Source organism: Enterobacter cloacae complex sp. 677-3DZ2D5B, assembly GCF_004136695.1.
Taxonomy (GTDB): Bacteria; Pseudomonadota; Gammaproteobacteria; order Enterobacterales; family Enterobacteriaceae; genus Enterobacter; species Enterobacter hormaechei_C.
The window spans coordinates 143,274-162,638 of record NZ_QFLS01000004.1 but is presented as its reverse complement, the minus strand read 5'-3'; the positions used below and the strand labels follow the sequence as shown (position 1 = coordinate 162,638).

General features: G+C 58.1%; 15 protein-coding genes and 1 riboswitch. Of the genes, 5 read left to right on the top strand and 10 right to left on the bottom strand.

Annotation, left to right across the window (positions count from 1 at the left end):
* Window positions 1-9: 9 nt before the first annotated feature.
* From rapA to araB, 5 genes are all read right to left on the bottom strand, one after another.
* Window positions 10-2,916: an RNA polymerase-associated protein RapA gene (gene rapA / locus DD597_RS06510; RefSeq protein WP_045335539.1), complete on the bottom strand. Its 2,907-nt coding sequence runs from the start codon at window positions 2,914-2,916 to the stop codon at window positions 10-12.
* A gap of 127 nt (window positions 2,917-3,043) precedes the next feature.
* Window positions 3,044-5,401: a DNA polymerase II gene (gene polB, locus DD597_RS06505; protein WP_129256031.1), complete on the bottom strand. Its 2,358-nt coding sequence runs from the start codon at window positions 5,399-5,401 to the stop codon at window positions 3,044-3,046.
* 156 nt (window positions 5,402-5,557) lie between these two features.
* Window positions 5,558-6,253, bottom strand: coding sequence for an L-ribulose-5-phosphate 4-epimerase (gene araD, locus DD597_RS06500; protein ID WP_003856407.1), 696 nt, complete (start codon window positions 6,251-6,253; stop codon window positions 5,558-5,560).
* An 86-nt stretch (window positions 6,254-6,339) separates the two neighbouring features.
* Window positions 6,340-7,842, bottom strand: coding sequence for an L-arabinose isomerase (gene araA, locus DD597_RS06495; protein WP_015572656.1), 1,503 nt, complete (start codon window positions 7,840-7,842; stop codon window positions 6,340-6,342).
* Between the two features lie 10 nt (window positions 7,843-7,852).
* Window positions 7,853-9,562 (bottom strand): ribulokinase, encoded by a 1,710-nt coding sequence (gene araB / locus DD597_RS06490; RefSeq protein WP_129256030.1) that lies wholly within the window; start codon window positions 9,560-9,562, stop codon window positions 7,853-7,855.
* Window positions 9,563-9,899: 337 nt separating this feature from the next.
* Here araB and araC point away from each other — a divergent pair, with 337 nt between their 5' ends.
* Window positions 9,900-10,745, top strand: coding sequence for an arabinose operon transcriptional regulator AraC (araC, locus tag DD597_RS06485; RefSeq protein ID WP_003856402.1), 846 nt, complete (start codon window positions 9,900-9,902; stop codon window positions 10,743-10,745).
* A gap of 118 nt (window positions 10,746-10,863) precedes the next feature.
* Complete coding sequence (locus tag DD597_RS06480) at window positions 10,864-11,631, top strand: DedA family protein (protein WP_023324146.1); 768 nt, start codon at window positions 10,864-10,866, stop codon at window positions 11,629-11,631.
* A 43-nt stretch (window positions 11,632-11,674) separates the two neighbouring features.
* Here DD597_RS06480 and thiQ read toward each other — a convergent pair whose 3' ends face one another.
* From thiQ to sgrR, 4 genes are all read right to left on the bottom strand, one after another.
* Entirely contained in the window at window positions 11,675-12,376 is a 702-nt protein-coding gene (gene thiQ / locus DD597_RS06475; RefSeq protein WP_129256029.1) for a thiamine ABC transporter ATP-binding protein ThiQ, read from the bottom strand.
* The gene (gene thiP / locus DD597_RS06470; RefSeq protein WP_032661560.1) at window positions 12,360-13,970 is read right to left on the bottom strand and encodes a thiamine/thiamine pyrophosphate ABC transporter permease ThiP; all 1,611 of its coding nucleotides are present in this window, start codon (window positions 13,968-13,970) and stop codon (window positions 12,360-12,362) included. Before thiP ends, thiQ begins: the two co-directional genes overlap by 17 nt.
* Window positions 13,946-14,929 carry a thiamine ABC transporter substrate binding subunit gene (gene thiB / locus DD597_RS06465; RefSeq protein WP_129256028.1) on the bottom strand — a complete coding sequence of 328 codons (984 nt, stop codon included), beginning with the start codon at window positions 14,927-14,929 and terminating at the stop codon, window positions 13,946-13,948. The genes thiP and thiB overlap by 25 nt, the downstream gene beginning before the upstream one ends.
* A gap of 31 nt (window positions 14,930-14,960) precedes the next feature.
* A riboswitch (TPP riboswitch) is annotated at window positions 14,961-15,061 on the bottom strand.
* A gap of 36 nt (window positions 15,062-15,097) precedes the next feature.
* Window positions 15,098-16,753, bottom strand: a complete 1,656-nt coding sequence (gene sgrR / locus DD597_RS06460) for an HTH-type transcriptional regulator SgrR (RefSeq protein ID WP_032661564.1) — start codon at window positions 16,751-16,753, stop codon at window positions 15,098-15,100.
* 88 nt (window positions 16,754-16,841) lie between these two features.
* On the opposite strand from sgrR, the gene sgrT reads away from it, so the two are divergent.
* From sgrT to DD597_RS06445, 3 genes are all read left to right on the top strand, one after another.
* Complete coding sequence (gene sgrT, locus DD597_RS06455; RefSeq protein WP_003856388.1) at window positions 16,842-16,994, top strand: glucose uptake inhibitor SgrT; 153 nt, start codon at window positions 16,842-16,844, stop codon at window positions 16,992-16,994.
* A gap of 121 nt (window positions 16,995-17,115) precedes the next feature.
* Complete coding sequence (locus DD597_RS06450) at window positions 17,116-18,294, top strand: sugar efflux transporter (protein WP_129256027.1); 1,179 nt, start codon at window positions 17,116-17,118, stop codon at window positions 18,292-18,294.
* Window positions 18,295-18,510: 216 nt separating this feature from the next.
* Window positions 18,511-18,663, top strand: coding sequence for a Hok/Gef family protein (locus tag DD597_RS06445; protein WP_010427008.1), 153 nt, complete (start codon window positions 18,511-18,513; stop codon window positions 18,661-18,663).
* 90 nt (window positions 18,664-18,753) lie between these two features.
* Here DD597_RS06445 and leuD read toward each other — a convergent pair whose 3' ends face one another.
* Window positions 18,754-19,359 (bottom strand): 3-isopropylmalate dehydratase small subunit, encoded by a 606-nt coding sequence (leuD, locus tag DD597_RS06440; protein WP_023315383.1) that lies wholly within the window; start codon window positions 19,357-19,359, stop codon window positions 18,754-18,756.
* Window positions 19,360-19,365: the final 6 nt, after the last annotated feature.

Here is a 19,365-nt window from a genome sequence, read left to right as displayed (position 1 = left end):
GCGCTCCGCTTACTGATGCGTCACAACGATAAGACGCAGGGCGTCGAGACGCCACCCCGCCTGATTCAGGCTTTCCAGCACCTGCTGGCGATTGCTCTCAATAGCGGCCAGCTCATCGTCACGAATGTTCGGGTTCACCGCTTTCAACGCTTCCAGGCGCGACAGCTCGGCAGAAAGCTTCTCATCGGCTTCGCTACGCGCCGCATCGATCAGTTCTCTGGCCGCTTTTTCGGCCTGGGCTTCACCCAGTTGCAGAATGGCATGCACGTCCTGCTGCACCGCATTCACCAGCTTGCTGCCGGTATGGCGGTTCACCGCGCTCAGCTGACGGTTGAAGCTTTCAAACTCCACCTGACCGGCCAGGTTCGTACCGTTTTTATCCAGCAGCAGACGCACCGGGGTTGGCGGCAGGAAGCGGTTAAGCTGAAGCTGTTTCGGCGCCTGCGCTTCCACAACGTAGATCAGCTCCACCAGCAGCGTGCCCACAGGTAAGGCTTTGTTCTTCAACAGGGAGATGGTGCTGCTGCCGGTATCGCCTGAGAGGATCAGATCCAGGCCATTGCGGATCAGCGGGTGCTCCCAGGTGATGAACTGTGCGTCTTCGCGGGACAGCGCCACATCACGCTCAAAGGTGATGGTGCAGCCGTCTTCCGGCAGGCCCGGGAAATCCGGCACCAGCATATGATCGGACGGGGTCAGCACGATCATGTTCTCGCCGCGATCGTCCTGGTTAATGCCGACGATGTCGAACAGGTTCATGGAGAAGCTAATCAGGCTGGTGTCATCGTCCTGTTCTTCAATACTTTCGGCCAGCTGCTGCGCTTTTTCACCGCCGTTGGAGTGGATCTCCAGCAGGCGATCGCGCCCCTGCTCCAGCTGGGCTTTCAGCGCGTCGTGCTTCTCTCGACAGGATTTGATCAGCTCATCAAAGCCCTCGGTGTTTTCCGGCGCCGCAAGGTAACCGATCAGGTCTGCATGCACCTGATCGTAAATGGTGCGGCCGGTCGGGCAGGTATGTTCAAACGCATCCAGGCCTTCGTGGTACCAGCGAACCAGAACGGACTGGGCGGTTTTCTCCAGATACGGAACGTGGATCTGGATATCGTGCGCCTGACCGATACGATCCAGACGGCCGATACGCTGCTCAAGCAGATCTGGGTTAAACGGCAGATCGAACATCACCAGATTGCTGGCGAACTGGAAGTTACGGCCTTCAGAACCGATTTCGGAGCACAGCAGAACCTGCGCGCCGCTGTCCTCTTCACTAAACCACGCCGCAGCGCGGTCGCGCTCGATAATAGACATGCCTTCATGGAACACGGCGGCGCGAATACCTTCGCGCTCGCGCAGCACTTGTTCAAGTTGCAGGGCGGTGGCTGCCTTGGCGCAGATCACCAGCACCTTCCGGGAACGGTGCGCGGTCAGATAACCCATCAACCACTCCACGCGCGGATCGAAGTTCCACCAGGTGCCAGTGTCGCCTTCAAATTCCTGATAAATCTGCTCCGGATAGAGCATGTCGCGCGCGCGATCTTCCGCAGATTTACGGGTGCCCATAATGCCGGAGACTTTGATCGCCGTCTGGTACTGGGTCGGCAGCGGCAATTTGATGGTGTGCAGTTCGCGTTTCGGGAAGCCTTTTACACCGTTACGGGTGTTACGGAACAGCACGCGGCTGGTGCCGTGGCGGTCCATCAGCATGTCGATCAGCTCTTTACGCGCAGATCCCGCATTATCGCTGTCGCTGTTCGCGGCCTGAAGCAGCGGCTCAATATCCTGCTCGCCGATAAGATCGCTGAGGATGTTAAGTTCATCATTAGAGAGACGATTACCGGCCAGCAGCAGCGCGACGGCGTCCGCCACCGGACGATAGTTTTTCTGCTCTTCAACAAACTGCTCAAAATCGTGGAAACGGTTCGGATCGAGCAGGCGCAGACGGGCGAAGTGGCTCTCAAGACCCAGCTGCTCCGGCGTAGCGGTCAACAGCAGGACGCCAGGCACGCGCTCGGCAAGCTGCTCGATAGCCATGTATTCGCGGCTTGGCGCGTCCTCGCTCCAGACGAGGTGGTGTGCTTCGTCGACCACCATCAGGTCCCACTCGGCATCGCACAGATGCTCAAGACGCTGCTTGCTGCGGCGCACGAAGTCCAGGGAGCAGATCACCAGCTGTTCGGTTTCAAACGGGTTGTCCGCATCGTGCTGGGCTTCGGCGTAGCGTTCGTCATCGAACAGAGAGAAGCGCAGGTTAAAGCGGCGCAGCATCTCGACCAGCCACTGGTGTTGCAGCGTTTCCGGCACCACAATCAGCACGCGCTCGGCAGCGCCAGAGAGCAGCTGCTGGTGCAGGATCATGCCTGCTTCGATGGTTTTACCCAGGCCCACTTCGTCAGCCAGCAGCACGCGAGGCGCATGGCGACGGCCCACGTCATGGGCGATATTCAGCTGATGGGGAATAAGGCTGGTACGCTGACCGCGCAGGCCGCTCCACGGCATGCGGTACTGTTCACTCTGGAACTTACGCGCGCGGTAGCGCAGAGAGAAGCGATCCATTCGGTCGATTTGCCCGGCAAACAGACGGTCCTGCGGCTTGCTGAAAACCAGTTTGCTGTCGAGCAGCACTTCACGCAGGATAACATTCGTCTCGTCGGTATCAAGACGCGTACCGATGTAGGCGAGCAGTCCATTCTCTTCTTTTACGTCTTCAACCTTCAGCTGCCAGCCTTCGTGGCTGGTCACGGTGTCGCCCGGATTGAACATTACGCGGGTAACAGGGGAGTCATTGCGAGCGTACAGGCGGTTTTCACCGGTAGCAGGGAAAAGGAGGGTAACCATGCGCGCATCGACGGCAACGACGGTTCCTAATCCAAGTTCGCTTTCTGTATCGCTGATCCAGCGTTGACCAAGTGTAAAAGGCATAGTTGTTCGGCTCTAATCTTTAATTGCAGGCAATAGTTCGACCCCGTCAAAAAAGACGGTCATCGAAAAATGGGTCCGGGAATGGAAAGGGCGCTATGGTACTGGATGGCAACGGTTTCGTCACGCGTCAAAATAGCCCAAGTTGTCCTGTCACTAGTGTAGCAAAGTCGTCATTGATGAACGGTAAAATTCCCTCCGCAACCGGCTGAAGCTGGCGGGTCAGGTAGTGATCGTAATCAAGCGGAGACTGCTGGTAATCAACGGGTTCCGGGCCGTTAGTGGTCCAGACGTATTTGATCGTTCCCCGGTTCTGATACTGCGGCGCACGGCCCCGGCGAACGTTCTCTTCATCCGCCAGCCGCGCGGCGCGTACGTGGGGAGGAACGTTACGTTGATATTCGGCCAGCGGGCGGCGCAGGCGCTTGCGATACACCAGCTGGTCATCCAATTCACCCGCCATCAGGCTGGCGATGGTGTCGCGCACATAATCCTGATAAGGCTCATTGCGGAACACCCGCAGGTAGAGCGTCTGCTGGAACTGCTGTGCCAGCGGCGTCCAGTCGGTGCGCACTGTCTCCAGCCCTTTAAACACCATCCGCTGCGTGTCACCTTCCTGAATCAGCCCGGCGTAGCGCTTCTTGCTGCCCTGGTCGGTTCCGCGAATGGTCGGCATTAAAAAGCGGGCAAAATGGGTTTCAAACTCCAGCTCTAACGCGCTGGTTAACCGCTCTTTTTGCAAACTTTCGCGCCACCAGTCGTTCACAAAGGCGACCAGATCTTTGCCGATTTGTGCGGCGTCGTCTTCCGAATGGGCGGCTTTCAGCCAGACAAAGGTGGAGTCTGTATCGCCATAAATCACATCATAGCCCCGGGATTCAATCAGCGCTTTGGTCTGGCGCATAATCTCGTGCCCGCGCATGGTGATGGACGACGCCAGACGGGGATCAAAGAAGCGGCAGGCACTGGTACCCAGCACGCCGTAAAAGGCGTTCATAATGATTTTCAGCGCCTGTGAGAGCGGCTTGTTGCCGTGGCGCTTGGCCTCATCGCGGCCGTGCCAGATGTTTCCCACAATTTCGGGCAGGCAGTGTTTTTCCCGCGAGAAGCGTGCTCCAAGAAAACCTTCGGTGCTGTGCGCATCGTCTGGCTGCGCCATCCCCTCCACCAGCCCCACCGGATCAATCAGAAACGTGCGGATAATGGACGGATACAGGCTTTTAAAATCCAGCACCAGCACCGAGTCATACAGCCCGGGCCGTGAATCCATCACGTAACCGCCGGGGCTGGCCTGCGGCGGCACGTCGCCGAGGTTAGGGGCGACATAGCCCGCCCGGTGCATCCGCGGGAAATAGAGGTGGCTGAAGGCCGCTACCGAGCCGCCGTGCCTGTCGACCGCAAGGCCGTTCACCGTCGCCCGCTCCAGCAGGAAGGGCATGATCTCGGTTTTGTGGAAGATCTGCGTCACCAGCTCGCAATCTTTCAGGTTATAGGTGGCGAGCGCGGGTTTGTCTTCATTAAAGCGCCGGTCGATCTCGTCCATTCGGTCCCAGGGATTGTCGATGGATTTACCTTCGCCGAGCAGTTCCTGGGCGACCGCTTCCAGCGAGAAGGAAGAGAAGTTCCAGAAGGCGGATTTCAGCGCCTCGATGCCGTCGATAATCAGGCGACCGTTAGCCTGCGCGAAGAAAACACCGTTCTTAAAACCATGCTCACGCCACTCCAGCTCGCTGTTTCCGCGCCCCAGCATCAGCGGGATACGGTAACGCTCGGCATGTTTTTGCAGCACGCGCAGGTCAAACTGCACTACGTTCCAGCCGATCAGAACATCCGGATCGTGCTCGGCAAACCACTGGTTAAGCTTCTCCAGCAGTTGCGGGCGGCTGTTGACGTACTCCAGATTAAAATCCAGCGCGGACGCATCGCCGTTTGGCGGCCCGAGCATATAGACAACCCGCTGCCCACAGCCTTCCAGACCAATGCAGTACAGTTCGCCGTGGCGGGTGGTTTCGATATCCAGCGAGACCCACTTGAGCGGGGGGCGATAATTCGGGCTAGGCTTGAGGCGCGCGTTAACGATCCTGCCATTTTGCGCGGTGCCATCTACCCAGACGGGGGCGGTGATAAACCGCTCCATCAGAAAGCGTTCAGGCGGGCGAATGTCGGCCTCGTAAAGCGTCACGCCCGCTTCACGGAGCAGTTTTTCATAGCGCATTAACTGGCGATGGGCGCGGCAATAGAGGCCGTAAACCGGCTGGCGGTGGAAATCTTTCAGTTCAAGCGGGGTTATGCGCCAGCCGTTTTCGCCGCGCAGCATTTGTTTCACTTTCTCGACGTGAGCTTCAGGAATAAAGGCCACGGACTCCTGCGGCGGGAGCGTAACGTTTAGCGGGCCGTTGTCCGTTGCCAGCCAGAATTCAACCTCAGTACCCTGAGGGGTATCCCGCCAGTGTCTGGTCAGTAAAAAGCCTTCTTGCGCCTGCGTCACGGCGTTATCCCATAAAACAAAACCAGGCCTGATTATAGCCTGGTTGAGGGGTGTTTGCTGGGGTTTTATACAGTGCCTGTTCAGTCGGATGGCGCTGCGCTTATCCGGCCTAGAGGTTCCGCAGTCACGGTAAGCGCAGCGCCACCGGGCAAAGGTTTACTGCCCGTAGTAGGCTTTCGCACCGTGCTTACGCAGGTAATGCTTATCCAGCAGGGTTTGCTGCATGTCCGGCAGCTGCGGTGCCATCTGGCGGCAGAAGATCCCCATATAGGCGACTTCCTCCATCACGATCGCGTTGTGCACAGCGTCCTCCGCGTTTTTACCCCAGGCAAACGGGCCGTGGGAGTGCACCAGCACGCCGGGCATTTGCGCCGCGTCGATTCCCTGTTTTTCGAAGGTTTCGACGATCACGTTCCCGGTTTCCCATTCGTACTCACCGTTGATCTCCGCATCGGTCATCAGACGCGTGCAGGGAATGGTGCCGTAAAAGTAGTCCGCGTGGGTGGTGCCGGTCGCCGGAATAGGCTGGCCCGCCTGCGCCCAGATGGTCGCGTGACGCGAATGGGTATGCACAATCCCACCGATGGTCGGGAAGGCCTGATACAGCAGGCGGTGAGTGGGCGTATCGGAGGAGGGCTTTTTATTGCCTTCAACCACTTCACCCGTTTCGATGCTGACCACCACCATGTCTTCTGCGGTCATTACCGTGTAATCCACGCCGGAAGGCTTGATCACGAACACCCCTTTTTCCCGGTCAACGGCGCTGACGTTGCCCCAGGTCAGGGTCACCAGGTTATGTTTTGGCAGCGCCAGGTTGGCTTCGAGTACCTGACGTTTGAGATCTTCTAACATTGTCGTCTCCTGCCGGATGGCGCTTCGCTTATCCGGCCTACAGAACCGTAGGCCCGGTAAACGAAGTGCCACCGGGCATTCAGGGCTTAGCGTTTTGAACCGTAATAGACTTCGTTCCAGCGCAGCGCGTCTTTAAAGGCTGGCAGACGGGTATCGTTATCAATCACGGTCAGTTCGATGTCGTGCAGCTCGGCAAACTGACGCATATCGTTCAGGTCAAGCGCGTGGCTGAATACGGTGTGGTGCGCGCCGCCGGCCAGGATCCAGGCTTCCGACGCGGTTGGCAGGTCAGGCTGCGCTTTCCACAAGGCGTTGGCGACCGGCAGTTTCGGCAGAGAATGCGGAGTTTCCACCGCATCGACGCAGTTCACCAGCAGGCGGAAACGGTCGCCGAGGTCGATCAGGCTGGCGTTAATGGCCGGGCCGGTACGGGTGTTGAAGATCAGACGGGCCGGATCCGCTTTGCCGCCAATGCCGAGGTACTGCACGTCGAGGATCGGTTTCTCTTCAACCGCGATGGATGGACACACTTCCAGCATGTGCGAGCCGAGCACCAGATCGTTGCCGTTCTCGAAGTGGTAGGTGTAGTCCTCCATAAAAGAGGTGCCGCCCTGTAGACCGGTTGACATCACCTTCATGATGCGAAGCAGAGCGGCAGTTTTCCAGTCGCCTTCGCCCGCAAAGCCGTAGCCCTGCTGCATCAGACGTTGTACCGCCAGACCCGGGAGCTGTTTCAGGCCGTGGAGATCTTCAAAGGTGGTGGTAAAAGCGTGGAAGCCGCCCTGTTCCAGGAAGCGCTTCATGCCCAGCTCAATGCGCGCCGCATCCAGCACGTTCTGGCGCTTGTCACCGTTGACCTGTGCCGCAGGCGTCAGACGGTAGCTGCTTTCGTACTCGTCCACCAGCGCGTTAACGTCGCCATCGCTGATGTCATTCACCACCTGCACCAGGTCGCCCACCGCCCAGGTGTTGACGGAAAAGCCAAATTTAATCTGCGCGGCCACTTTATCACCGTCGGTGACCGCCACTTCGCGCATGTTGTCGCCGAAACGCACCACTTTCAGGTGACGGGTATCCTGCTTAGATACCGCCTGACGCATCCAGGAGCCAATGCGTTTTTGTGCCTGGCCATCCTGCCAGTGGCCGGTCACCACGGCATGCTGTTGACGCATGCGCGCGCCGATGAAGCCGAACTCGCGGCCGCCGTGCGCGGTCTGGTTCAGGTTCATGAAGTCCATGTCGATGCTGTCCCACGGCAGGGAGGCGTTGAACTGCGTGTGGAATTGCAACAGCGGTTTGTTGAGGATAGCCAGGCCGTTGATCCACATTTTGGCTGGTGAGAAGGTGTGCAGCCACACCACCAGGCCAGCGCATTTGTCATCGTAATTGGCATCGCGGCAAATGTTGGTGATTTCGTCCGGGGTAGTCCCCAGCGGCTTCAGCACCAGTTTGCACGGCAGTTTGGCTTCCGCGTTCAGCGCATTCACAACGTGCTCCGCGTGTTTCGTCACCTGCTGCAACGCTTCCGGTCCGTACAAATGCTGGCTGCCAATCACAAACCACACTTCATAATTATTAAAAATGGTCATTATCGTGTCCTTAATGTGTCAGGGTTGCCGTAGTGTCCGCGGTGCTTTTGGCCGGGGCGGCGACAGGGAGATAGTGAAGTTCGGCGCTTTTTGCCCATTGCTGGTAGCGCTGATAAAGCTGTTCAAAGCGTTGTGCCTGCTGAGTCTGCGGATGGAGCGTATTTTCGACGGCGCTCGCCATATGCTGTTGCGCGGTCGGGATATCCGCATGGACGCCTGCGGCCACGGCAGCGAAAATCGCGGCACCCAGCGCACAGCACTGATCGGAGGCCACAATTTGCAGCGGCCGGTTCAGCACGTCGCAGCAGGCCTGCATAATCACCGGATTTTTACGGGCGATCCCGCCCAGCGCCATCACGTTGTTCACGTCAATGCCCTGGTCGATGAAGCACTCCATGATGGCGCGCGCGCCGAACGCGGTGGCGGCGATCAGGCCGCCAAACAGCGCGGGCGCGTCGGTCGCGAGGTTGAGATCGGTAATCACTCCTTTCAGACGCTGGTTGGCAAACGGCGTACGACGGCCGTTGAACCAGTCCAGCACCACCGGCAGGTGGTCGAGAGACGGATTTTTTGCCCAGGCGTCGGTGAGCTGCGGCAGGAGCTGTTTTTTGCTCGCCGTAATCTGCATTTTCAGTTCAGGATGCGCGGCAGCCAGCTGATCCAGCGGCCAGCCGAGCACGCGGCCAAACCAGGCATAGATATCACCGAAGGCGGACTGGCCCGCTTCAAGGCCGATAAAATCAGGCACCACGCTGCCGTCAACCTGGCCGCAGATGCCTTTCACCGCGCGGTCGCCGACGCTGGCTTTATCTGCCGTCAGAATGTCACAGGTGGAGGTGCCGATAACTTTCACCAGCGTGTTGGGCTGCGCACCCGCGCCCACGGCCCCCATATGGCAGTCGAACGCGCCGCCGGAAATGGTCACGTTTTGCGGCAGACCGAGGCGTTTCGCCCACTCTTCGCAGAGCGTGCCGACCGGAATATCGGCGGTGAAGGTGTCGGTGAACAGCGGGTATGTCAGGTTTTTGTTGATGATCGGGTCGAGTTCATCGAAGAACGCTGCCGGAGGCAGACCACCCCAGCTTTCATGCCACAGCGATTTATGCCCGGCGCTGCAACGGCCGCGGCGAATATCCTGCGGACGCGTGGTGCCGGAGAGCAGGGCGGGAACCCAGTCGCACAGCTCAATCCATGACGCCGCTGCCTGTGCGACCGACGCGTCCGCGCGGGTAACGTGCAGGATCTTGGCCCAGAACCACTCGCTGGAGTAAATCCCGCCGATGTAGCGGGAGTAGTCAGTTTTGCCCGGCTGATGGCATAAGCGGGTGATGGCTTCCGCCTCTTCCACGGCGGTATGGTCTTTCCACAGCACAAACATGGCGTTCGGGTTGTCGGCAAACTCCGGTCGCAGCGCCAGTACGCGGCCTTCGGCATCGACAGGGGCAGGCGTTGAGCCGGTGCTGTCGACGCCAATCCCCACGACATCGGCCCGCTGGGCGTCGGTCAACTCCGCCAGAACGGTTTTGATCGCCGCTTCCATCGACTCGATGTAGTCCCGCGGGTGGTGACGGAACTGGTTGTTTGGCGCATCGCAGTAGCGCCCCTCTTGCCAGCGCGGATACCACTCAACGCTGGTTGCTATCTCCTGGCCAGTCGTACAGTCCACTGCCAGCGCGCGAACTGAGTCGCTGCCAAAATCGAGGCCAATTGCAATTGCCATGGTGTTGCTCCATCCAAAAAACAGGTATGGAAGAACATTAGAGACTAGGGACAAAAATCGTCAGGCAGGATCCGCTAATCTTATGGACTAAATTGCTGTAGCCACGCAAAGTGTGACGCCGTGCAAATATTCTATGTGGACATTTCTGCCGCACTTATAGACACTTTTGTTACTGCTTATCCGCCCGTGCTGGCGGAGAAATCAGGGGGAAAGGCTGAAACATGGCGGACGTAAAAGAGGCGTGATGCTTTTTGGATCTTTTCGCGGGCCATTTTTATACTGCTTTTATCGATATGGACAATTGGTTTCCTTCAGGACCCTTGGGAGAACTGAATCTATGGCCGAACCGCAAAACGATCCCTTACTGCCGGGCTACTCATTTAACGCCCATCTGGTGGCGGGACTGACGCCAATTGAGGCCGAGGGATATCTCGATTTTTACGTCGATCGCCCTCTTGGCATGAAGGGATATATCCTGAACCTGACCGTACGCGGAGAAGGCGTCGTCAAAAATGGGGATCAACAGTTTATCTGCCGCCCCGGTGATATGCTGCTGTTCCCGCCGGGGGAGATCCATCACTACGGGCGCCACCCGGATGCCAAAGAGTGGTATCACCAGTGGGTCTATTTCCGTCCGCGCGCCTACTGGCAGGAGTGGCTCTCGTGGCCGGCCATTTTCGCCCATACCGGTTTATATCGCCCGGATGAGGCGCATCTGGCGCAGTTCCGTGAGCTGTTCGCACAGATTATTGAGGCAGGGCAGGCGGGCGGGCGCTACGCCGAACTGCTGGCCATCAACCTGCTTGAACAGGTGCTGCTGCGCCGCATGGAGGCCATCAACGAGTCGCTTAATCCGCCGCTGGACAACCGCGTCCGCGACGCCTGCCAGTACATCAGCGACCACCTTGCCGACAGCCAGTTTGATATTGCCAGCGTCGCCCAGCATGTGTGCCTGTCGCCGTCACGGCTGTCGCATCTGTTCCGCCAGCAGCTTGGCGTGAGCGTACTCAGCTGGCGCGAGGATCAGCGCATCAGCCAGGCGAAACTGCTGCTCAGCACCACCCGAATGCCTATCGCCACCGTCGGGCGTAACGTCGGCTTTGAAGATCAGCTCTATTTCTCTCGCGTGTTTAAGAAGTGCACCGGTGCCAGCCCGAGCGAATTCCGTGCGGGATGTGAATAATCGGTAAACATTCAGGTGAACTTCAGGCGCATCTTGTAAACTATTCAGACAATTGATGCCTTGACGCGGTGCAGGGCGCTAAGCAGAATCGCTGATTCGTTTTCTGACCGGAATAGTTATGCAGGCATTGCTGGAACATTTTATTACCCAGTCCGTTATGTATTCGCTCATCGCCGTGGCGCTGGTGGCATTTCTGGAGTCGCTGGCGCTGGTCGGGCTGATCCTGCCCGGCACCGTGATGATGGCGGGGCTTGGGGCGCTTATCGGCAGCGGCGAGGTCAATTTCTGGCAGGCGTGGATGGCCGGTATTATCGGCTGTTTGCTGGGGGACTGGATCTCCTTCTGGCTGGGCTGGCGCTTTAAGAAGCCGCTGCACCGCTGGTCGTTCATGAAAAAAAACAAAGCGCTGCTGGATAAAACCGAGCATGCGCTGCACCAGCACAGCATGTTCACCATCCTCGTGGGGCGCTTCGTTGGCCCAACGCGTCCGCTGGTGCCGATGGTGGCCGGGATGCTGGATCTGCCCGTCGCGAAGTTTGTGGTGCCGAATATCATCGGCTGCGTCTTCTGGCCGCCGTTCTACTTCCTGCCGGGTATCCTGGCGGGCGCGGCGATTGATATTCCTGACGGTATGCAAAGCGGTGAGTTTAAATGGCTGCTGCTGGGCACGGCGGTGCTGCTGTGGCTGGCGGTCTGGCTCTGCTGGCGCCTGTGGCGCAGCGCGAAAGCCAGTGTTGATCGTCTGACGCGCTATCTTCCGCGCACTCGCCTGCTCTGGCTGGCCCCGCTGACGTTGGGGGTGGCCGTGGTGGCGCTGATCGCGCTGATCCGCCACCCGCTGATGCCGGTGTACGGCGAGATCCTGTTAAAGGTGGTGAGCCGTTAAGGTGTTTTCCCTCTCCCTGTGGGAGAGGGCCAGGGTGAGGGCATCAGACCGCACGAATACCCAACAATGAAGACGCCCCCGCCTTACCACTCAGAAGTTCTTCTGTTTCCCCATCCCACAGAATACGTCCCTCCGCGATCACCACCGATCGCGGCGCGATGCGTGCGGCATCTTCGATGCTATGCGAAACCATCAGCATCGTCAGTTGCTCGCGCTCGCAAACCTCCTCAACCAGCGAGAGCATCTCCTGACGCAGGGCCGGGTCGAGCGCCGAAAAGGGTTCGTCGAGCAGCAGCAGCGGCTGCTTGCGCACCAGACAGCGCGCCAGCGCCACGCGCTGGCGCTGGCCGCCCGAAAGCTCACCCGGTAGTCTGTTGATAAACGCAGCCAGGCCCATTTGTTCGGCGATCGCCTCCAGCGTCTGACGCTGCGCAACATTGAGCTTCAACCCCGGATCCATACCCAGCGCGATGTTCTGCCACACCGTAAGATGATTGAACAGATTGTTTTCCTGGAACAGCATCGACACCGGGCGCTTAGCCGGCGGAGCGTAGGTATACTCGCCATTATCAATGACGATCGACCCGCTGGCAGGCTGTAAAAAACCGGCAATCAGATTGAGCAGGGTACTTTTTCCGGCCCCGCTGGGGCCAAGCACTGCGATTCGCTCTCCCTGACGAACGGAGAGGGTAAAACGCATTGGCAGGTGCTCATAAAGCCAGGTTACATCAGTCAGTTTTAACATCACGCCCCGGAAGTTTTTCGATAACGGTAAATAACGCAAAGCACAGCAGCAACAGGAGTAGCGCCGTGACGGCGCCGTCCTGGCTACGATAGGAGCCAATTTGCTGATAAAGCCAGAACGGCAGCGTGCGGAAATCCTCGTTGCCGAAGAGGGCCACAACGCCAAAATCGCCAATCGACAGCACGCAGGCAAACGCCAGCGCCTGGGCCAGCGGACGCTTTAGCGCGCGCAGTTCGACCACCTTCAGACGCTGCCAGCCCTGCATGCCCAGCGACTGACACAGCAAACTGTAGCGGCTATTGACGTCGCGCATCGGGTTTTCCAGCACCTTGAGCGCGTAAGGGATGGCCATCAATGCGTTGGTAAAAATGACGATGCCGTCGGCGCTTTCCGGCAGGCCGATGGTGCTGTTGAACAGTAAAAAGAATCCGGTCGCCAGCACAATGCCCGGCATCGCCAGGATCAGCATACCCGTCAGTTCCAGCGCGTGTCCGGCTTTACGGGCATGACGCGCGTACAGTTCGCGGCTGCTCCAGAGCAGCATCATGGTCAGGATCACGCACAGTAGCCCGGCAGCCAGCGCGATGCGCAATGAGGTCCACGTTGCTTGCCACAGGACAGGCTGTTGCAGTACCGACAACACATTGCGATTCAGGCCATCAACGATAACGGCCAGCAGCGGGGGCAGCAGAAGCAGGAGTGCCAATGCGATTAGCATAAAATCCGCGACGCGGCTGTGCAGGCTGTCCTGCGGATCGCGCCAGCCTGTCAGGTTATTGCTACCTGTGGGGATCGCTTTACTTAGCCGCTGGCTGAGTAACACCAGCGCCAGGCAGCAGACCATCTGCACGATCGCTAGCAGCGCGGCGCGGCCCGGATCGTAGTCGTAACTTAAGGCCTGATAGATCGCCAGCTCAATGGTGGTGGCCTGCGGCCCGCCGCCGAGAGAAAGTACGGTCGCGAAGCTGGCGAAGCAGAGCATAAAGATTAGCGCGGCAACCGGAGCAATCTGGCGTCGCAGCCACGGCCATTCGACAAAGCGGAAGAACGACCAGCCGCGCATGCCAAGCTGGGCGGCAATCTGACGCTGCTCACCGGGAATGTTTTCCAGCGCCTGTAAAAAGAGGCGCGTCGCCATCGGCATATTGAAAAAAATATGCGCCAGCAGAATGCCTTTCAGGCCGTAAGGGGAGAAGGTCCATTCCAGACCAAGCAGGTTGAAGAGGGATGCCAGCCAGCCCTGCCGACCGTAGACGCTCAGAATGCCGAACACCGCCACCAACACGGGCAGGATCAGCGTCATCGCGCACAGCCGCAGCAGGGCAAGCCTGCCGGGGAAACGTCTGCGATAGAGGGCGCGTGCAAGGAAAATGGCCGGGATCGCCGACAGCAGCGCGGAGAGAAACGCCTGCCAGAAGGAGAAGCGGATGACGTGCCAGAGATAGCTGTCGTGCCAGAGGGCGAGCAGATCGCTCTCTGGCGCGTTAAACCACAGCGCAAGGAATGCACCCAGGCTGACGACGACCATCAGTACGGCGGCGAGCAGCCCGGGAACTAACCAGCCGGGGATCAGGGGCTGACGGCGCGTTGCCATTCACTAATCCATGCGGCGCGCTGGGCGGCAACCTGCTGCGGCGTAAATTCCAGTGAGGTTTGCGGCTTGTTTAGCTGCTTAAAGCCTGCCGGCAGCGCAACGTCAGTGACCGGGTACATCCAGTTGCCGGTCGGAATAGCGTTCTGAAATGCCGGGGAGATCATAAATTTCAGGAATTTTTCGGCAAGCTCCGGCTGTTTGCTCGCGGCGGTGCGGGCGGCCACTTCCACCTGCAAATAATGCCCTTCAGCAAAGTTCGCGGCGGCGTAGTTGTCTTTCTTCTCGGCGATAATGTGGTAGGCCGGAGAGGTAGTGTAGCTCAGCACCAGGTCGCTTTCGCCTTTCAGGAACAGGCCATAGGCTTCGCTCCAGCCTTTGGTGACGGTAACGGTTTTCGCGGCCAGCTTCTGCCACGCTTCCGGCGTTTTATCCCCGTAAACTTTTTGCATCCACAGCAGCAGCCCCAGACCCGGCGTGCTGGTACGCGGATCTTCGTAAATCACGCGCCATTTCTGGTCACTTTCGACCAGCTCTTTCAGGCTTTTGGGCGGATTCTTCAGCTTGTTTTTATCGTAGACAAACGCAAAGTAACCGTAATCAAAGGGAACGAAGGTGTCGTTTTTCCAGCCGCCCGGTACGTTAACGGCATCTGCCGCCACGCCGCTTTTGGCGAACAGTCTGGTTTGGGTGGCGGCTTCCAGCAGGTTGTTATCCAGCCCGAGCACCACGTCGGCTTTGCTGTTTTTGCCTTCCATGCGCAGCCGGTTAAGCAGCGAGACGCCATCTTCCAGCGCCACGAATTTCAACTCGCAGTTGCAGTCCGCTTCAAAGGCTTTTTTTACCACCGGGCCAGGGCCCCAGTCGGCGGAGAAGGAGTCGTAGGTGTAGACCGTCAGAACAGGCTTAGCAAAAACAGGCAGCGCAAACAGCGCCAGCAGAGGAAGAACGTTTTTTAACACTTTGCACCTCAGGGTTGAGTGGCAAAGGATTTTGAGCGACAGCCTCAAATCCCTTCGCCGGCGTTATCCGGATCAGGTTCGACGGGTATTATCTCAGCGCACATCTGTGATGCAGCACCCCGTTGAGAACGGCGCTATTGTAATGATTTGGTGAATATTACGAAAGCGTTATGGCTCCGGCGGCGCAAACCAGGCGGATTTAAAATCAAACCAGCCGAGGGTATTCATCCGCAGGCCGCGCATGCTGCGCTGCCCCTGGATCAGCAGCCAGTGGTGAATCAACGGTACGATCGTCTGCCCGGCCAGTAATTCCTGACACCAGGCGGCCAGATCCATTTCTCCTGCCCGCCACCGTGCGGCGTCCTGCTGCCAGTCCCGGTTGATACAGTGCTGAATCAGGGGCACTTCGTACAGGTGAGAAAAGAGCGAGAAATCAAGCGGCAGCGTAAAGTTTGCGCTGTTGAGCCAGATATCGCTGATGACGTCTCCGCGATGCCATTCATCATAATCGACTTCCTGTATCGCCAGCGTCACGCCTTCGGCTGCCAGCAGCGTGCTCATGATCCTTGCGATAAACCTGTGCTCAATGTGATCGCGATAGTAGCTGAGGGTAATGGTCTCCAGTCCGGCAGGTTTTTCACTGCGCACTGGCTGCGCATGGTGCCAGCGCGGAAGCAGGCCATAGGCCGGGAACCACCAGGTCTGGTATTGCTCCTCTGCGTGATAAATCAGGTTAGCAGGGGCAAGAATATGGCTGATCCACCTGCGTACGTCGTGGTTTGCCCCGCGATGGCTGCGGCTATCAAAGAGCAGGTAGTAGCAGCCCTCCTCCAGGCGGCTTTCGAACGCCCTTTCACCGGCTGTTGGCCCTTCCAGGGTCAGGCCTGCGCTCAGCTCTTCGTTGAGATCCGGTAACACCCAGACGTTCACTTCGTCGATCAATGCCCTGTAGCCAAAGTAATCATCAAAGGCGCGGATCTTCAGCTGATTACTGTTGTTTCGTGTAACGGAGTAGGGGCCCGTACCAATCGGCTGGCTGGAAAAATTGTTCAGGGAGCGCCACTCGGCAGGCAGGATCATTGAGGGGACGTAGCCCAGAAGCCACGGAAGCCATTTGTCCGGCTGCGATAGCTCAATATCCAGCGTCCAGGCCGTTGGGGAGTGGATCCGCGCGATATGCGAATAGAGCGGCAGCGTGCGGGCTCGCTCTAAGGAATCGATAACGTCGCGCATCTCCAGCTCGCGTCCATGGTGGAAATGAATGCCGGGGCGTAAGAAAAAGCGCCAGTGGCGCGGGGAAAGCTGTTGCCAGTGGTGCGCGATATCCGCCTCCAGTTCCCCGTTTTCCTCATTTATCCGCGTCAGGCCGCTGAATATCTGCCGGGCCATGTGGGTTTCAGAGCGACGTAACGCCGTACCGGGCAACAGATTTTTCATTGGGCGGTAGTAAAGCACCCGCAGAATGTGGCGCCCCTGACGAAAGCTGCGTCCCAGATGCGAGACCAGCATCTGGCGCACGGCGGCTTTGTCGCCCACCAGCTGGACCAGCTGATCGATACGGTCCTGCTCGAGCAGGTCTTCTGCACGCTGCTGCTGCAATGCCAGCCCGGTGTAGAGAAAGGTCAGCCGCGAGCGTTTCCCGCGTCCCGCCTCCGCTTCCCAGCTTAACCACCCCTGCTGCTGCATGGTATTGAGCAGCGTGCGCATATGGCGGCGGGAACAGCTAAGCAGGTCAGCCAACTCGTTGAGCGTGGTTTCCTGCGATTGCCCCTCACAGCACTGCCAGAGGCGGATAAATTGTTGTTGCAGACGACCAGAAGGCATAAAAGGGGAACTCCTGACAAAAAATCAGCAATTTATTAATCCCTATATTAAGTCAATAATCCTTATCGATGAAGCGAGGAGGTAAATTATGAAGAGGTCTACCGCACGTCAGTTTTATCAGCACTATTTTTCAGCGACAAAGGGAGTGTCCTGGCTGGCCCGCCAGTGCGCAGAGCAGCGGCTGAGAATACTGGAAGATCTGATGCAGTGGGACGTTACGAAACCGACCTCTTCTCGCTAACTCGCCTCGATCATGTGTGACTGAGTATTGGTGCTAATCACCCGCCAGCAAAATGTTTTTTGCTGGCTTTTTTCGTTTACTATTCCACCCAATTTCGATTCGCTTTCATAAGGACTTGCGCATGCTCTGGTTGATGACGATGGGGCGACGCCTGAATGGCGTGTACGCCGCTTTTATGCTGGTGGCCTTCATGATGGGCGTGGCCGGCGCGCTTCAGGCGCCGACGCTGAGCCTGTTTCTCAGCCGCGAGGTGGGGGCGCAGCCGTTTTGGGTGGGCCTGTTCTACACCGTCAACGCCATTGCCGGGATCCTCGTCAGCCTGTGGCTGGCGAAACGATCCGACAGCCAGGGCGATCGCCGCAAGCTGATCCTCTTTTGTTGCGCGATGGCCGTGGGCAACGCGTTATTGTTTGCCTTCAACCGCCATTACCTGACGCTCATTACCTGCGGCGTGCTGCTGGCCTCTCTGGCGAACACCGCCATGCCGCAACTGTTCGCCCTGGCCCGGGAGTACGCCGACAGCTCGGCGAGGGAAGTGGTGATGTTCAGCTCGGTGATGCGTGCGCAGCTCTCTCTCGCGTGGGTCATCGGTCCGCCGCTGGCGTTTATGCTGGCGCTGAACTACGGCTTCACCACCATGTTTTCCATCGCGGCGGGGATTTTTGTCATCAGCCTGGCGCTGATCGCCTTTGCGCTGCCATCGGTGGCGCGCGTAGAGCAGGTGACGGACAAGCCCATCACGCAGGTGAGCGGCTGGCAGGATAAAAACGTCCGCATGTTGTTTATCGCCTCCACGCTGATGTGGACCTGTAACACCATGTACATCATCGATATGCCGCTGTGGATCAGCAGCGATTTGGGACTGCCCGACAAGCTCGCGGGTATTCTGATGGGCACCGCTGCCGGGCTGGAGATCCCGGCGATGATTCTGGCGGGTTACTACGTGAAACGTTTCGGAAAGCGTCGGATGATGGTCGTCGCCGTGGCGGCTGGGGTGGTGTTCTACGCGGGGCTGATCCTGTTCCATTCGCGTGAAGCTTTGCTGGCGTTACAGCTGTTTAACGCGGTATTTATCGGCATCGTTGCCGGGATAGGCATGCTCTGGTTTCAGGATTTAATGCCGGGGCGCGCAGGCTCCGCGACCACGCTGTTTACCAACAGTATCTCTACCGGCGTGATTCTGGCAGGGGTGATTCAGGGGGGACTGTCGCAAAGCTATGGACATGCATCCGTGTACTGGGTGATCGCAGCGATTTCGCTTGTCACGCTGATGCTGACGTGCCGGGTAAAAGACGTTTGATTCTGGAAGGCGGCTTCACGAAATGAAACGACTTTCTGACAGGCGCAGAGAAGGCGCATAGAGTGCGTGACGGGTGCTTGAGGCTGTTTGCCTCAGGCTTTCGCAAGAGGCAAACAGTGGAGAGTCCCACATCAAAAAACTGATGGGGAGATTAACTTCACAACCCACATTGCGAGGTTAGTCTCTTCATTGCCGAAAAGCAATAAGGAGGCTGGAATGCCAAAACGTACTCTGCTGTTAGGTTTGTTTCTGATCTGTACGACGCTGTTGATCTTCACCTGGATGGTGCGCGACTCGCTGTGTGAGCTGCACTTCAGACAGGAGAAAACAGAGCTGGCAGCAGTGTTGGCTTACGAAGCAAAACGTTAGCGGTATTGGCGGGGGTTTTCCCCGCCTCTCCAGAGTGGTTGAGCCTCAACGCACCCTTATCAATGGCCCGCGCCCTGCGGGCCATTGCCTTTAGCCCATAAACGCAGGCTGTTTTTTCTCGTAGGCGGCTATAGCCTCTTCGTGTTGCAGCGTCAGGCCAATGCTGTCCAGACCGTTCAGCATGCAGTGGCGACGGAACGCATCAATGCTGAAGCTGTAGGTCTTGTCACCGGCCTTCACCACTTCCGCTTCCAGATCCACTTCAAACGAAATCCCCGGATTTGCCTGCACCAGCGCAAACAGTTCATCGACCTGTTCGTCACTCAGCGTCACCGGCAGCAGCTGGTTGTTAAAGCTGTTGCCGTAGAAGATATCCGCGAAGCTTGGGGCGATAACCACCTTAAAGCCGTAGTCGGTCAATGCCCATGGCGCATGTTCACGCGACGATCCACAGCCAAAGTTTTCCCGCGCCAGCAAAATGGAGGCGCCTTTGTATTCCGGAAAGTTCAGGACGAATTCCGGGTTTGGCACTTCGCCTTTATCGTCGAGGAAGCGCCAGTCGTTGAACAGATGCGCACCAAAACCCGTGCGCGTCACTTTCTGCAAAAACTGCTTAGGAATGATAGCGTCAGTATCGACGTTAGCGGCATCCAGCGGGACAACACGGCCCGTATGTTGGGTAAATTTCTCTGCCATGATTGT